The sequence below is a fragment of the Corynebacterium sp. NML 150383 genome (assembly GCF_002285085.1).
Taxonomy (GTDB): domain Bacteria; phylum Actinomycetota; class Actinomycetes; order Mycobacteriales; family Mycobacteriaceae; genus Corynebacterium; species Corynebacterium gottingense.
Genome location: NZ_NSGK01000001.1, coordinates 121,383 through 135,251 on the forward strand (window position 1 = coordinate 121,383; position 13,869 = coordinate 135,251).

A 13,869-nucleotide genomic window follows, 5' to 3' on the forward strand; every position below is an offset into this window, starting at 1 on the left:
GCGCCGTACGATGGCCCCATGAGCCGAACCCCCGAAACGCATTTCGCCGCGGTGGCTGCAGCGCTGGGCGAGCGCCGCACCGAGCTGACCACGCCGCTTGACGCTGCCGTGCGCGGGGCGTCGCTTGCCGGCGCCGTCGTGGCGCCGCGCCAGCAACCGCCCTTTACAAACTCGCAGATGGACGGGTACGCGGTGGGTGAGGTGGGCGCTCGCGAGGCGGTAGTCGGCCCCACCGTTGCCGCGGGCGCGGACCCGGACACCGCGTACCCGGTGGGGCTCGGTGCGCTGGCGGCGCCGGTGATGACGGGGGCGAAGCTGCCGCGCGGGACGCGGGCGGTCGTGCCTGTGGAGGCGTGCGACCCGGCCAGGTTCGTCGGCGAGGGCGAACGCGTGCGCCTGCCGGCAACGGAAGAAGGCGCCTTCGTGCGGCGGGCGGGCTCCGACATCGCCGCGGGCGAGGAGCTCGCTCCGGCGGGCGCGCCGGTTACCCCGGCGCTCGTCGGCGCGCTGGCAAGCCAGGGCATCGGCGAGGTCGAGGTCGAGCAGGCGGCGCGGATTGTCATCGTCACCGGGGGCGCCGAAGTCACCGCTAGGCCTGCCGGCCCCGCGACGATCCCCGACGCGAACGGGCCGATGCTGCGGGCGTTGGCGGCGCGGTACGGCATCGGGGTCGCAGCGCACGTACGCACCAGCGATGATCCGGACGAGCTGGAGGCGCAGGTACGGGAGGCAATCGCGGAGCACGCGCCGGACGCGGTGGTCACCTCCGGCGGGATCAGCCACGGCAAGTTCGAGGTGGTCCGCCAGGTCTTCCGCCAGGGCTGGTACGGGCACGTGGCCCAGCAACCGGGAGGTCCGCAAGGACTCAGCCGCTTCGCCGAGACGCCCGTGATCAGCCTGCCCGGCAACCCGATCTCCACGCTGGTCAGCTTCCGCACCTACGTGGCGCCGCTGCTCGGGCATGCGCCCGAGCCGATTCTGGCGCCGCTTGCTTGCGACGTCGCGGGGTTGGAGGACAAGGAGCAGTTTTTGCGTGGCGCGGTCAAGCACGGGGCGATTCGGCCGATCGGCGGCCCCGGCTCACACCTCCTCGCGCAGGGGGCGCAGGCAACGCACCTCATCCGGATTCCCGCGGGTGCCACACTGCGGGCCGGCGAGCTCGCCGCCGCGTACCCGCTGTAGCGCCCGGCGGTACGATGGGGACGCTATGAGAAACGCAGAGGTCATCGTCGCGTCCACGCGGGCGTCGCAAGGCATCTACCAGGATAAATCCGGGCCGATCGCGGTCGAGTTCCTGCGCGGAATGGGCCTGCGCACCCCGGACGCCACCGTGGTCGCGGACGCCGCCATCGACACCGCTGTACGCGACGCCATCGCCCGCCGGCCCAGCGTCGTCCTCATCTCCGGCGGTACGGGCGTCAGCCCCGACGACCGCACGGTCGAGGCCGTCGCCGCGCACGTGGACCGCGAGCTCCCGGGGATCGCGCACGCCTTCTACCATCAAGGTCTCGCCTCCACCCCGACCGCTATCCTCTCGCGCACCGTCGCCGGCATCACCCAGCGCGGCACCTTCATCATGGCGCTGCCCGGGTCGCGCGGCGGCGTGCAGGACGGCTGCGCGGTGCTCGCCCCGATCCTGTCCCACCTCCTCGACCAGCTGGAAGGCAACCATGCACACTAGCCGCCCCGACCCCGACACCGATCCCGCCTACGTCGCCGCGCAGACGGGCCAGGTCATCGGCGCCGTCGTCACGGACCAACCGCTCGAGCTGCTCGCGCAGCAGGCCACCACTGACACGCTCACCGACGCGATGGGCGCGCTCGTCCGCTTCGACGGGATTGTCCGCGACCACGACGGCGGCCAGCGCGTGCGCGCCCTCGCCTACGAGGCGCACCCCAGCGCCACCGATGAGCTGCGGCGCGTCGCCGCGGAGGTCGCGGCCGCCCACCCCGTCCGCCTCTTCACCGCGCACCGCACGGGCGAGGTGCCCATCGGCAAGCTCGCCTTCCTCGTCCTCGCCGCCAGCGCGCACCGCGGCGACGCCTTCGACGCGTGCGAGACAACCGCCGACCGCGTCAAGTCCGAGGTGCCGATCTGGAAACGGCAGGTCATGGCCAGCGGCGAGACCCAGTGGGTGGGCATCGATGGATAGCCGCTACGTGCGCCAAACCGCGCTCATCGGCGAGGCCGCCCAGCAGAAACTCCGCGGCGCGCGCATCGCCGTCGTCGGCGCGGGCGGCCTCGGCTCCCCCGCCCTCCTCTACCTCGCGGGCGCGGGCGTCGGGAGCATCGTGCTTATCGACGACGACGCGGTCGCCCTCTCCAACCTGCACCGCCAAGTCATCCACACCACCGGCACCGTCGGCGACGCTAAAGTGCTCTCCGCCATGGACGCGCTCGAGGCCCTCAACCCCGACACGGAGGTCGACCCGGTCCGCACGCGCCTGACATGGGACAACGCCGTGGCGCAGCTCGCCAGCGCAGACATGGTCCTCGACGGCTCCGACAACTTTGACACCCGCCACGTCATCTCTCACGCGGCGGCACGCCTGGGCATCCCGCACATCTGGGGCTCCATCCTCGGTGTCGAGGCGCAGCTCTCCGTCTTCTGGGCCGGCCACGGCCCCGTCTACGAGGACCTCTTCCCCGCCCCGCCGCCGCCCGGCTCGGTCCCGTCGTGCTCGCAGGCGGGCGTGCTTGGGCCGCTCGTCGGCGTCGTCGGCTCCGCGATGGCGATGGAGGCGCTCAAGCTCGCCACCGGTATCGGCACGCCGCTCGTGGGCACGCTCGGCTACTTCGACGGCCTCGCCGGCACTTGGGAATACGTCCCGCTTAATGCGGACCCAGCCGTGACCGAGCGTGTCCGCGAGCTTGACCCACCGCACGGGCCCGCGGAAGTAGGCAGCATACCGCCGGGGGCAGTGCTTATCGACGTCCGCGAGCCCTCCGAATACGCCACCGACCACATCCGGGGCGCGATCAACGTGCCGCTGGGCAGGGTCCTCGACGGCTGCACCCCGCCGGAGTTAGCAGGCGGCGGGGTGCTCATCTGCGCCTCGGGCGCCCGCTCCGCGCGGGCGGTCGCCGCGCTCGAGGCCCGCGGCGTGCGCGGGGTGGCGAGCCTACGCGGCGGGATGGACGGCCTGCGGCGTTAGGCGCTCGCCCCTAGTCGCTCGTCAGCTCGGCTTTGACCGGGCCGGCGACCTCGAGGTCCAGCACGCGCAGGCCGGCGGCGCGGGCCTCGTCCAGGATCGCTTCGTCGACGGGCTCGGTGCACAGCACCATCGCGGTCGGGCCGGCGCCGGACAGGTACGCGGCGTAGCCGCGGTTGCGCAGGCGGTTGACCCACTCCGCCGTCACCGGGAGTACGTCGGACCGGTACGGCTGGTGCAGGCGGTCGCGGGTGCCCTCCCAGAGCAGCTCCGGGTGGTTCTGAATCGCTACCGTCATCACCGCGGTGCGCGACACGTTGAAGCGCGCGTCCGTGTGCGTGACGTGGCTGGGCAGCACCTTGCGCACCGCGTTGGTGGAGGCGTGGAAGTCCGGCACCAGTGCGTACGCCCGGATCCGCGGGTCCACGTCTACGCCCACAGCCCGGTACTCGGGCAGTGAGCGCCCGTCCACCGGGATTTCCGTCCAGGACACGACTGCCGCGCCGAGTACGGACGCACCGGCGTTGTCGGGGTGCCCCTCGAATTCGCTGGACAGCTGGACGATTTCGTCGGTGCTCAGCGGACCGCCCGCGAGTGTGTTCGCGGCGACAACGCCCGCTACCGCGGCGGCCGCGGAGGACCCGAGGCCGCGCGACTGCGGGATGTTGTTGTTGCAGGTCACTTTCAGCCCCGGCGCCTCGACGTCAGCCGCCTTGAGCCCCGAGCGGATCGCTTTGACCACCAGGTGGGAGTTGTCACGCGGCAGCTCGTCGGCGCCCTCGCCAAAGATCTGTACGTCCAGACCGGAGGCGGTGACCTCGACCTCCACCGTGTCGTAGATGCTCACGGCGATGCCCAGGGTGTCAAACCCCGGGCCCAGGTTCGCGGAGGAACCCGGGACGGTCACGGTGGCCTTGAGGCCTACTTGCAGGTCGGTGGGCATTGCGTTCCCTTTCTGCCTTAGGAGTCGAGACGGATGACGGAGTTCACCGCCTGGACGGCGTCGTGCTCGGAGAGCCTCTGCACAATCGCGCGCAAGTCCTTCTCCAACGCCTTGTGGGTGACCACGATGAGGTGGGCCTCGTTCCCGGACTCTTCCTGGCGCACCGCGGAGAGCGAGACGCCGTCGTCAGCAAAGTGCCGAGCGAGGTCGGCCAGCACGCCGACGCGGTCGGAGACCGTCATGTTGATGTGGTAGCGCGTGGGGACCTCGTCGAAGGCCACGACGTCGTAGTCGGCGTAGGGGTTCTCCGCGGGGGCGCGGCCGCCGTGCACCTTGTTGCGGGCGGCGCCGACCAGGTCGCCGAGCACCGCCGACGCCGTGGGCGCACCGCCGGCGCCGTTGCCGTAGAACATGAGGCGGCCGGCCGCCTCCGCCTCCACGAAGATGGCGTTGTAGGACTTATCCACCGTGGCCAGCGGGTGCTCGTTGGGCACCAGGGTCGGGTGGACGCGGGCGTTGACGGCGGTGGTGTTGCCCGCGTCGTCGTACAGCCGCTCGCAGATGGCCAGCAGCTTGATCGTCTGGTTCGACTTCTTCGCCGCCGCGATGTCATCCGCAGTGATCTTGGAGATCCCCTCGCAGTACACATCGTCAAAGGTCACGCGGGTGTGGAAGCCCATGGACGCAAGGATCGCGGCTTTCGACGCCGCGTCGTGGCCCTCCACATCCGCGGTCGGGTCGGCCTCGGCGTAGCCCAGGCGGGTCGCCTCCGCCAGGGCGTCCTCGTAGCTCGCGCCAGTTGACGCCATCGCGTCCAGGATGAAGTTGGTGGTGCCGTTGACGATGCCGGAGATCCGCTCCACCTTGTCGCCCGCCAGCGAGCGACGCAGCATGCCGACCACGGGGATGGCCGCGGCGACGGCCGCCTCGTAGTAGAGGTCCACGCCGGCCTCGTTGGCGGCGTCCGCGAGCTCGGAGCCGTGCGCCGCCACCAGCGCCTTGTTCGCGGTCACGACGGACTTCCCCGCGTGCAGCGCCTTGAGCACCAGCTCGCGCGGGTAATCGATGCCGCCGATCAGCTCCACGACGACGTCGACGTCGTCGCGCGTGACCAGCTCCGAGGCATCATCGGTCAGGTACACGTCCTGGACTTCCGGTGCGTCCTTGTGCTTGTCCAGGTTGGACACGGCGACGCCGCGGACCTCGAGCGGACCGCCGACGCGCTGCTCCAGGCTGTCAGAAAACTCCTTGAGCAGGCGCAGCACCTCGGTGCCCACGGTGCCCTTGCCCAGCACGGCCACGCCCACGGCGTGCCCAATCCCCTTGCCCGGGTAGTTGCCGTTGTGGCCTTCGGCGCTTGCGACGGTCATGCGTGTTCCCTCTCCTCAAGTAACGGGTCTGCGTACCCGGCACAGTGTACCGCTTGGTCTACTTTTTCGGGGCCGGGTACCGGTGTTAATATTCGCGGGCCAAAATGTCCTCGACCGTTTCGCGCCTGACCATGGGTTTTACCTGCCCCGCGCGCACGGCAACCACGGCCGGGCGCCCGAATGAGTTGTAGTTCGAGCTCATGGAGTAGCAGTACGCGCCCGTCGCCGCGATGGCGATAAGGTCGTCGGACGCAATGTCGTCGGGCCACGCGGCGTTTTCCACCAGGATGTCGCCAGACTCGCAATGCGAGCCGACCAGGCGCGTCGGCACCGGGGTGCCTTCGGTGAAGCGGTTGGCCACGCGGGCGTCGTAAAGCGATGCGTAGAGCGCTGGCCTGATGTTATCGCTCATGCCGCCGTCGACCGCGATGTAGCGGCGCGTTGCGGTGTACGAGGTGTGGACGTCCTTGACGATGCCGGCGCGGTACACCGTTACCGTGGACGGGCCCGCGATGGCGCGGCCGGGCTCGACCACCACCGTGGGGGCCTCGATGCCCAGGTCGTCGGCGACGTGCTGGACCTCGCGCAGGAGGTCCTTCGCCACCGCCTCGACGTCCAGCGGCTCCTCGCCGTTCATGTATGCAATGCCGTAGCCGCCGCCCAGGTCGAGGAACTTAAGCGCGACGCCCTGCTCCTTCCAGATCTGGGCGTAGAGGCCAAGGACGCGCTGGGCGGCGAGCTTGAAGCCCTCCGCGTCGAAGACCTGGGAGCCGACGTGGCAGTGCAGGCCGGTGAGCTCGAGGTGCGGCGAGCGGATCGCGGCGGCCGCGGCCTCATACGCCGAGCCGGAGGCGAGCGACAGGCCGAACTTCTGGTCCTCGTGGCTGGTGGCGATGAACTCGTGCGTGTGCGCGTCTACGCCCGGCTTGGCGCGGACGAAGACGTCCTGCACCTTGCCATACTCTTCCGCCAGCGCCGCGAGTTCGGTGAGTTCCTGGCGGGAGTCGATCACCACGTGGCCCACGCCGGCGTCCAGGCACAGGCGCAGGAAGCTGGCGGACTTGTTGTTGCCGTGGACCGTGATCCGCTCCGGCGGGAAATCGGCGGCCAGCGCGATGCGCAGCTCGTTCTCGCTCGCTACGTCAAGGGCCAGGCCTTCTTCGTCGACCCAGCGGGCGATGTGGCGGGTCAAAAACGCCTTCGACGCGTAGTGCACGTTGCGGGCGGAGCCGAACGCCTCTGCCATGTCGCGGCACCGCGAACGGAAATCGTCCTCGTCCACCACCATGACGGGCGTGCCGTACTCCGCGGCGATCTCGGGCAGCGGCACACCCGCGATGGTGATCACGCCATCCTCCTGGCGCGCCGCGTTGCGGGGCCAGACGTGCGCGGGGAGCTCATTAAACTGCTGCGCAGACGGGGTTTCTACAGCATTATCCATGGTGCGCTAGCCCCCCCCTACATCCGCTCCGGAGCGGACACGCCGACCATGCGCAGCGAGTTTTCCAGCACCTGGCGAGTGGCCATAGACAGCGCGAAGCGCGCGCTGTGGATCGGGGCGGTGTCCTCGCCGGCCTTCGGCAGGACCTGGCAGGAGTCGTAGAACTTGTGGAAGGAGCTCGCCAGCTCCTCGGCGTAGCGGGCGATGCGGTGCGGCTCGCGCAGCTCGGCGGCGGCCTTGACCACCGCAGGGAACTCGCCAAGCGTGCGGATCAGGTCACCCTCCTTCTCGTGTGTGAGCAGCGCGAAGTCCGCGCCCTCGGCGCTCACGCCGACGTCCTGCGCGTTGCGCGCCAGCGAGCACAGGCGCGCGTGGCCGTATTGCACGTAGTAGACCGGGTTGTCGCTGGACTGCTTCGTCCACAAGTCCAGATCGATGTCCAAGCTGGAGTCGACGGAGGAGCGGACCAGCGAGTAGCGCGCGCCGTCCACACCGATGGCGTCCACAAGATCATCCAGCGTGATGATCGTACCCGCGCGCTTGGACATCTTCACCGGCTTGCCGTCGCGCACCAGGTTCACCATCTGGCCAATGAGCACCTCGACGGCCTCCGGGTTGTAGCCCAGCGCCTGCGCTGCGGCCCGCAGTCGCGCGATGTAGCCGTGGTGGTCCGCGCCGAGCATGTAGATGGCCAGGTCGTGGCCGCGATCAAACTTATCCGCCACGTAGGCAATATCGCCCGCAATGTAGGCGGCGTTGCCGTCGGACTTCAGCACCACGCGGTCCTTGTCGTCGCCGAAGTCGCTCGAGCGCAGCCACCAGGCCCCCTCAGCCTCGTAGAGGTTGCCGTTGTCCTTCAGCGTCTGGATCGCCTTGTCCACCGCGCCCGACTCGAACAGTGAATTCTCGTGGAAGAACACGTCGAAGTCCACGCCAAACTCGTGCAGCGACTCCTTGATCTGCGCAAACATCATCTCCACGCCAGCCGCGCGGAAGTTTTCCTGCACCTGCGCGTCATCGCCGTCGAGTGCATCGGCATGCTTATCGACGACAGCGCCCGCAATCTCCTTGATGTAGTCCCCGCCGTAACCGTCCTCGGGGGTCGGCTCCCCCTTCGCCGCGGCCACGAGTGAGCGGGCAAAACGGTCGATCTGCCCGCCGTGGTCGTTGAAGTAGTACTCGCGGGTCACCTCGGCGCCGGAGGCCTCCAGCACGCGCCCCAGCGAATCGCCCACAGCAGCCCAGCGGGTGCCGCCCAGGTGGATCGGGCCGGTCGGGTTTGCAGAGACGAACTCGAGGTTGATCTTCTCACCCTCGTACAGGGTCGAGCCGCCGAAGCCCTCTCCCGCGTCCAGGATCTGGCCAACCAGGCGCCCCTGCGCGGCGGATGCCAGGCGCAGGTTGAGGAACCCGGGGCCCGCGACCTCGGCGGTGTCCACTGCATCGTCCGACGACAGCGCCTCGACCAGCCAGGTGGCGAGCTCGCGCGGGTTGGTCCCCGCCTTCTTGGCCACCTGCAGCGCGATGTTGGTGGCGTAGTCGCCGTGCTCCGGGTTGCGCGGGCGCTCCACGGTGACGTTGTCCGGCACTACGGATGCGTCGAGGTCGTGCTGCGTGAGCACGGAAACGGTCGTCGTCCTGATGAGCTGAGAAAGGTCTGCTGGCGTCATGGGGTGCAAGTCTAATTCACCCCTACCGCATTCTCTCCATGGCCCGCGTGCGCACCACGTTTCCCGGTTCGCATGGTGGTACCTCCTCCCCCATCTCACCACCTTTTATACCCCCGCCTCCGGCGTCGGCCCAGCTCAGAATAGTTTCGCGTTGAATGTACTTTTCTCAAAATTCTCCTGCGAATACGTTTACTCGCGTGTCATAATTCCGTGAGAATGTCGGCGCACACACAGGGGAACGCCCCGCGTGGCATTTCATACATTTCCTTCCAACCAAGGAGCGCAAACATGGACCAGTTCCAGGTCTTCACCGACGCAGTCGGGGGCAGCGTCGGACTTTCCGCATTGGTGTCGGCGATCCCTCTGCTCACCTTCTTCATCATGCTGCTGGGCGTGAAAGCCAGCGCGCACCTCTCCGGCCTCGTCGCCCTCGTCGCCGCCCTGCTGGTCGCCATCTTTGGCTTCAACATGCCCGCGGGAATGGCCATCTCCTCCGCCTTCCGTGGCGGCCTGTTCGGCCTGCTCCCCATCGTCTTTGTCATCATGGCGGCGATCTGGTTCTACCAAATCACGGTCGCCTCGGGCCGCTTCGAAGATTTGCGCCTCGTATTTGACAAGATGGGCCACGGTGACGTGCGCATCCAGGCCATGCTCATCGCGTTCTGCTTCGGCGGACTGCTCGAGGCCCTCGCAGGCTTCGGCGCCCCCGTCGCCATTACCGCGACCATGATTCTCGCCCTGGGCATCAAGCCGCTGCGCGCCGCAACGATCGTGCTGATTGCCAACACCGCACCGGTTGCGTTCGGCGCCGTCGCCATCCCGATTACCACCGCCGGCGAGGTCGGTGGCCGCACCCTCGAGCAGACCGAGAACATCGCCGCCATCGTTGGCCACCAGACCCCGTTCCTGGCGTTCTTCGTCCCCTTCATCATCGCCGGCATTATCGACGGCATGCGCGGCGTCCGCGAGACCGCACCCGCAGCCCTGGTCATCGGCCTCTCCTTCGGTATCGCGCAGTGGTTCACCTCGAACTTCTTCGCCTACCAGCTCACTGACGTCGTCGCCTGTATCGTCGCGCTCGGCGCAGCCTTCCTGTTGCTCCGCTTCTGGCAGCCGAAGGGCATCGCCGACATGCGCGAACGCCTTGAGCTCCCGCGCTCGGAGAACCCCGACGAGGTCGAGCTGCCCGGCAACCGCATCTGGATGGCACTCATGCCCTACGCCGTCGTCGTGCTCATCTTCGGCCTGGCCAACCTGGGCTCCACCATCCCCGAGTGGCTGAGCTCCTTCAAAGTCACCTTCCCCTGGCCGGGCCTGCCGCAGGGCTCGCTTCTCGACGCCAACGGCGCCGACGTCAAGGCCGACTACTCCTTCGCCTACCTCAACAACCCGGGCACGCTACTGGTCATCTCCGGCCTCATCGTCGCCCTGGCCTACATCATGTTCAACGAGAACGGCCGCTACTCGCTGACCTGGGGCCAGGTGGGCAAGGAGCTGACGGACACCATGTACCGCATGCGCTGGTCCGCCGCCACCATCGTGCTCGTGCTGGCACTCGCCTACGTGATGAACTACTCCGGCCAGACGGTGACCATCGGCGAGTTCTTTGCCAACCTGGGTGGGTTCTTCGCCTTCGCTGCCCCCATATTGGGTTGGGTGGGTGTCGCCGTGACCGGGTCCGATACTTCTGCCAACGCACTCTTTGCCAAACTGCAGGTCACAGCCGCTGATCAGCTGAATCTCAACCCGGATCTCATGCTCGCCGCCAACACCACCGGTGGTGTTGTGGGCAAGATGGTTTCGCCTCAGTCGCTCGCGATCGCCGCAACAGCGGTAGATATGGAGGGCAAGGAATCGGAGATTTTCAAGAAGGTTGTCGGCTACTCGTTTATCTTCTTGCTCGCCGTCTGCGTGATGGTCTTCCTCCAGACCAATATTCTCAGCTTCCTGGCACCTGCCGTATAATGCACCCGCCCGGCTGTCGGATGAACCGACAGCAGCAATTCTTCTAAGGAGTCCACTTTGCGAGTAGCACTGTTTTCTACTTGTATCGGCGACGCTCTGTTCCCGGACGCACACAAGGCAACCGCCCTCGTGCTGTCCCGTCTGGGCTACGAGGTCGTCTTCCCAGAAGGCCAAACGTGTTGCGGTCAGATGCACGTCAACACCGGTTACCAGAAGGAAGCCGTCCCGATCGTCGAGTCCTATGTCGACGCATTCGCCGACCCGTCCATTGACTACGTCGTGGCACCCTCCGGCTCCTGCGCTGGCGCTGTCCGCGAGCAGCACGTCTTCCTGGCCGACCGCTACGGCAGCTCCGCGCTGGTTGACGGCGCGAAGAAGGCCTCCAAGAAGACCTACGAGCTCTCCGAGTTCCTCATTGACGTCGCAGGGACCGAGGACGTCGGAGCGTTCTTCCCCCACCGCGTCACCTACCACGAGTCCTGCCACTCCCGCCGCTTCCTGGAAGTTGGCGATCGCCCCTACAAGCTGCTGCGCGCAGTCGAGGGCCTCGAGCTGGTGGAGCTGCCCAACCGCGAGGAGTGCTGCGGCTTCGGCGGCACCTTCGCGGTGAAGATGTCTGAGGTGTCCGCCGCGATGGTCTCTGACAAGACCCGCCACATCAAGGAGACCCAGGCCGAGTTCGTCACCGCCGGTGACTCCTCCTGCCTCATGAACATCGCCGGCTCAATGAGCCGCCAGCACTCGGGCGTCCGCGCCCTGCACATGGCCGAGATCCTCGCCTCCACGAAGGAGCACCCGTGGACTCCCAAGTCGGCCGCTTACTCGAAGGAGACCATGCTGTGAAAGTTGCACTTGGCAAACCCCAGATGCCGCCCCACGCGGCTGGCCCCAACCACCTGCGTGGCACCGAGAAGTTCCAGAAGGCTGCGCACCACGAGCTGGACAACGTCACCAAGCGCCGCAACCTGAACTACGCCACCACCGCGATTCGCGTGAAGCGCCAGGAGGTTGTCGACGAGCTGGATGACTGGCAGGAGCTGCGCACCGCAGGTTCCACCATTAAGCAGGATGTCGGCGCGCGCCTGCCGGAGCTGCTCGAAGAGTTCGAGCGCAACGTGACCGCCCGCGGCGGCCACATCCACTGGGCGCGCGACGCCGCCGAGGCCAACGACATCATCGAGGGTCTCATCCGCGAAACCGGCGAGACCGACGTGGTCAAGATCAAGTCCATGGCCACCCAGGAGATCGCCCTCAACGAGGAGCTGGAAAAGCGCGGCATCACCGCGCAGGAGACCGACCTTGCGGAGCTGATCGTGCAGCTCGGCGAGGACTTCCCCTCCCACATCCTGGTGCCGGCGATTCACCGCAACCGCGCTGAGATCCGCAACATCTTCGTCGATAAGATGCCCAACACGGACGAGTCCCTCACTTCGGACCCGGCCGAACTGGCAGAGGCTGCCCGCCAGTACCTGCGCGAGCAGTTCATGAAGGCGAAGGTCGCCATCTCCGGCGTGAACTTTGGTGTTGCTGAGACCGGCACCGTCTCCATCGTGGAATCCGAGGGCAACGGCCGCATGTGCCTGACCATGCCGGAGACCCTCATCTCCGTAATGGGCATTGAGAAGCTCGTGCCGAAGTTCCAGGACCTGGAGGTCTTCCTGCAGCTCCTGCCGCGCTCCTCCACCGGTGAGCGCATGAACCCGTACACCTCCCTCTGGTCCGGCGTGACCGAGGGCGACGGCCCGCAGAACTTCCACATCGTGCTGTTGGACAACGGCCGCACCGCGGCGCTGTCCAACGAAATCGGCCGCGAGGCCCTCAAGTGCATCCGTTGCTCCGCCTGCCTGAACGTATGCCCGGTCTACGAGCGCGCGGGTGGACACTCCTACGGTTCCACCTACCCGGGCCCGATCGGCGCCATCCTTACCCCGCAGCTGACCGGCATGGAGGACCTAGATGATCCGAACTCCTCCCTGCCGTACGCGTCGTCCCTGTGCGGCCGCTGCAACGAGGTCTGCCCGGTGAAGATCCCGATCACGGACATCCTGCTGGAGATGCGCCACCAGAAGGTGGAGCAGCACCGTCCGTTCATGGAGTCCAAGGCCTTCGGCCTCATCGGCACCATGTGGGGCAACCCGAAGCTGTGGGACAAGGCAGTGCGCATGGTCGCGCTCGGCCGCATCCTCGGCGGCTTCAAGGGCGAAATCTCGTCCATGCCCGCGCCGCTGTCCGGATGGACGGAGTACCGCGACGTGGCCGTGCCGCCGAAGAAGTCCTTCCGCCAGTGGTGGGAGACGGACGAGGCGCGCGACCTGCTCGCCGCCGAGCGCAAGCGCGGTGTCCCGGGGCGCGACTCCGAGGCGCAGGCCACCAACTTTGTCGACCCGAACACCGGAGAGGATAAGTAAGCATGGCACCGAACGTTTCCTCCCATAACGAGGACGCAAAGAAGGAGATCCTCAAGCGCGTCCGCGATGCGCAGCAACTCTCCGAGGCCCCGTCCCACGTCGAGGCAGTGCGCGAGTACCGCACCACCTCCGATCACACCCCGGAGCAGCTCCGTGAGATCCTCATCGACCGCCTGCTGGACTATAAGGCCAGCGTCGTTGAGACGTCCGAGGCGGACCTCGCGTCCAACATCGCCAAGATCCTCGCCGAGCGCGGCGCGAAGGACATCGTCTACGCCCCGGGCCTGGACGCCTCCCTGTTCGCTGAGTTCGACGGCGAGGCCCGCGCGGACGACCCCGCGTCCGACCCGCGCCAGCTTGGCGACATCGGCGCCGCAGTGACCGACTCCCAGGTCACCTCCGCGCAGACGGGTTCCATCGTGCTCGAGTCCGGCGACCTATGTGGCCGCCGCGCGCTCTCGCTCGTGCCCGACCGCCACGTGGTCATCGTGCGCCCGGACTCGCTGGTCTACGGCGTCCCGGAGATGATGAGCCGCATCGACCCGGAGAAGCCGGCCACCATGATTTCCGGTGGCTCCGCAACCTCCGACATCGAGCTGGTCCGCGTCGAGGGTGTGCACGGCCCCCGCGACCTGATCGTGATGGTCGTTCACTAGAGCGCCAGGACCGCTAAGGCTTCGCCCTCCAGCGGTCCACACACAGAACGGCCGGTACCTTTCGGTACCGGCCGTTCTGCTGTCATTGTATCCCGTGTCACGCCTCCTCAAAGGCGCACAATCATCATGCGACACCACCCCTGCAAATCCGTGAAAACTCCCTGGCCCATTCCATAGACGTGCTTAGGAAATTCCGGACTCCGTCGCATTCGCTTGTCGACGCCACCGACCAGGCCGATTACTCCCCCGCCCACTCCAAGTGC

Annotated in this window: 12 protein-coding genes; 8 read left to right on the top strand and 4 right to left on the bottom strand. The window is 67.5% G+C overall.

Features of this window, described 5'->3' with window-relative positions; all coding sequences use genetic code 11:
* The first annotated feature begins 18 nt into the window (after nucleotides 1-18).
* The 4 genes from CKJ85_RS00585 to CKJ85_RS00600 are packed head-to-tail and all read left to right on the top strand — an operon-like array spanning nucleotide 19 to nucleotide 3,156.
* Nucleotides 19-1,182, top strand: a complete 1,164-nt coding sequence (locus CKJ85_RS00585) for a molybdopterin molybdotransferase MoeA (RefSeq protein ID WP_095553256.1) — start codon at nucleotides 19-21, stop codon at nucleotides 1,180-1,182.
* A 25-nt stretch (nucleotides 1,183-1,207) separates the two neighbouring features.
* A complete protein-coding gene (locus CKJ85_RS00590) occupies nucleotides 1,208-1,681 on the top strand; it encodes a MogA/MoaB family molybdenum cofactor biosynthesis protein (RefSeq protein WP_095553101.1) in 474 nt (157 codons plus the stop codon).
* Nucleotides 1,671-2,153 (top strand): molybdenum cofactor biosynthesis protein MoaE, encoded by a 483-nt coding sequence (locus CKJ85_RS00595; protein ID WP_095553102.1) that lies wholly within the window; start codon nucleotides 1,671-1,673, stop codon nucleotides 2,151-2,153. Before CKJ85_RS00590 ends, CKJ85_RS00595 begins: the two co-directional genes overlap by 11 nt.
* Nucleotides 2,146-3,156: a ThiF family adenylyltransferase gene (locus tag CKJ85_RS00600; protein WP_095553103.1), complete on the top strand. Its 1,011-nt coding sequence runs from the start codon at nucleotides 2,146-2,148 to the stop codon at nucleotides 3,154-3,156. The genes CKJ85_RS00595 and CKJ85_RS00600 overlap by 8 nt, the downstream gene beginning before the upstream one ends.
* 10 nt (nucleotides 3,157-3,166) lie before the next feature.
* Here the strand turns inward: CKJ85_RS00600 and thrB are convergent, their stop codons facing one another.
* From thrB to argS, 4 genes are all read right to left on the bottom strand, one after another.
* A complete protein-coding gene (gene thrB / locus CKJ85_RS00605; protein ID WP_095275963.1) occupies nucleotides 3,167-4,096 on the bottom strand; it encodes a homoserine kinase in 930 nt (309 codons plus the stop codon).
* A gap of 17 nt (nucleotides 4,097-4,113) precedes the next feature.
* Entirely contained in the window at nucleotides 4,114-5,466 is a 1,353-nt protein-coding gene (locus tag CKJ85_RS00610) for a homoserine dehydrogenase (protein WP_095546172.1), read from the bottom strand.
* A gap of 85 nt (nucleotides 5,467-5,551) precedes the next feature.
* The gene (gene lysA / locus CKJ85_RS00615) at nucleotides 5,552-6,907 is read right to left on the bottom strand and encodes a diaminopimelate decarboxylase (RefSeq protein WP_095553104.1); all 1,356 of its coding nucleotides are present in this window, start codon (nucleotides 6,905-6,907) and stop codon (nucleotides 5,552-5,554) included.
* Nucleotides 6,908-6,924: 17 nt separating this feature from the next.
* The gene (gene argS / locus CKJ85_RS00620; RefSeq protein ID WP_095553105.1) at nucleotides 6,925-8,577 is read right to left on the bottom strand and encodes an arginine--tRNA ligase; all 1,653 of its coding nucleotides are present in this window, start codon (nucleotides 8,575-8,577) and stop codon (nucleotides 6,925-6,927) included.
* Between the two features lie 288 nt (nucleotides 8,578-8,865).
* Here argS and CKJ85_RS00625 point away from each other — a divergent pair, with 288 nt between their 5' ends.
* The 4 genes from CKJ85_RS00625 to CKJ85_RS00640 are packed head-to-tail and all read left to right on the top strand — an operon-like array spanning nucleotide 8,866 to nucleotide 13,606.
* The gene (locus CKJ85_RS00625; RefSeq protein ID WP_095553106.1) at nucleotides 8,866-10,542 is read left to right on the top strand and encodes an L-lactate permease; all 1,677 of its coding nucleotides are present in this window, start codon (nucleotides 8,866-8,868) and stop codon (nucleotides 10,540-10,542) included.
* 57 nt (nucleotides 10,543-10,599) lie between these two features.
* Nucleotides 10,600-11,385 (top strand): (Fe-S)-binding protein, encoded by a 786-nt coding sequence (locus CKJ85_RS00630; RefSeq protein WP_095536967.1) that lies wholly within the window; start codon nucleotides 10,600-10,602, stop codon nucleotides 11,383-11,385.
* Nucleotides 11,382-12,950, top strand: a complete 1,569-nt coding sequence (locus CKJ85_RS00635) for a LutB/LldF family L-lactate oxidation iron-sulfur protein (RefSeq protein WP_198947116.1) — start codon at nucleotides 11,382-11,384, stop codon at nucleotides 12,948-12,950. The genes CKJ85_RS00630 and CKJ85_RS00635 overlap by 4 nt, the downstream gene beginning before the upstream one ends.
* A gap of 2 nt (nucleotides 12,951-12,952) precedes the next feature.
* A complete protein-coding gene (locus CKJ85_RS00640) occupies nucleotides 12,953-13,606 on the top strand; it encodes an LUD domain-containing protein (RefSeq protein ID WP_095553107.1) in 654 nt (217 codons plus the stop codon).
* Nucleotides 13,607-13,869: the final 263 nt, after the last annotated feature.

Coding starts and splice junctions, on each gene's coding strand:
- CKJ85_RS00640 (WP_095553107.1), top strand. CDS start 12,953: ATGGCACCGAACGTTTCCTCCCATAACGAGGACGCAAAGAAGGAGATC.
- CKJ85_RS00590 (WP_095553101.1), top strand. CDS start 1,208: ATGAGAAACGCAGAGGTCATCGTCGCGTCCACGCGGGCGTCGCAAGGC.
- CKJ85_RS00600 (WP_095553103.1), top strand. CDS start 2,146: ATGGATAGCCGCTACGTGCGCCAAACCGCGCTCATCGGCGAGGCCGCC.
- CKJ85_RS00610 (WP_095546172.1), bottom strand. CDS start 5,466: ATGACCGTCGCAAGCGCCGAAGGCCACAACGGCAACTACCCGGGCAAG.
- lysA (WP_095553104.1), bottom strand. CDS start 6,907: ATGGATAATGCTGTAGAAACCCCGTCTGCGCAGCAGTTTAATGAGCTC.
- CKJ85_RS00595 (WP_095553102.1), top strand. CDS start 1,671: ATGCACACTAGCCGCCCCGACCCCGACACCGATCCCGCCTACGTCGCC.
- CKJ85_RS00625 (WP_095553106.1), top strand. CDS start 8,866: ATGGACCAGTTCCAGGTCTTCACCGACGCAGTCGGGGGCAGCGTCGGA.
- thrB (WP_095275963.1), bottom strand. CDS start 4,096: ATGCCCACCGACCTGCAAGTAGGCCTCAAGGCCACCGTGACCGTCCCG.
- argS (WP_095553105.1), bottom strand. CDS start 8,577: ATGACGCCAGCAGACCTTTCTCAGCTCATCAGGACGACGACCGTTTCC.
- CKJ85_RS00585 (WP_095553256.1), top strand. CDS start 19: ATGAGCCGAACCCCCGAAACGCATTTCGCCGCGGTGGCTGCAGCGCTG.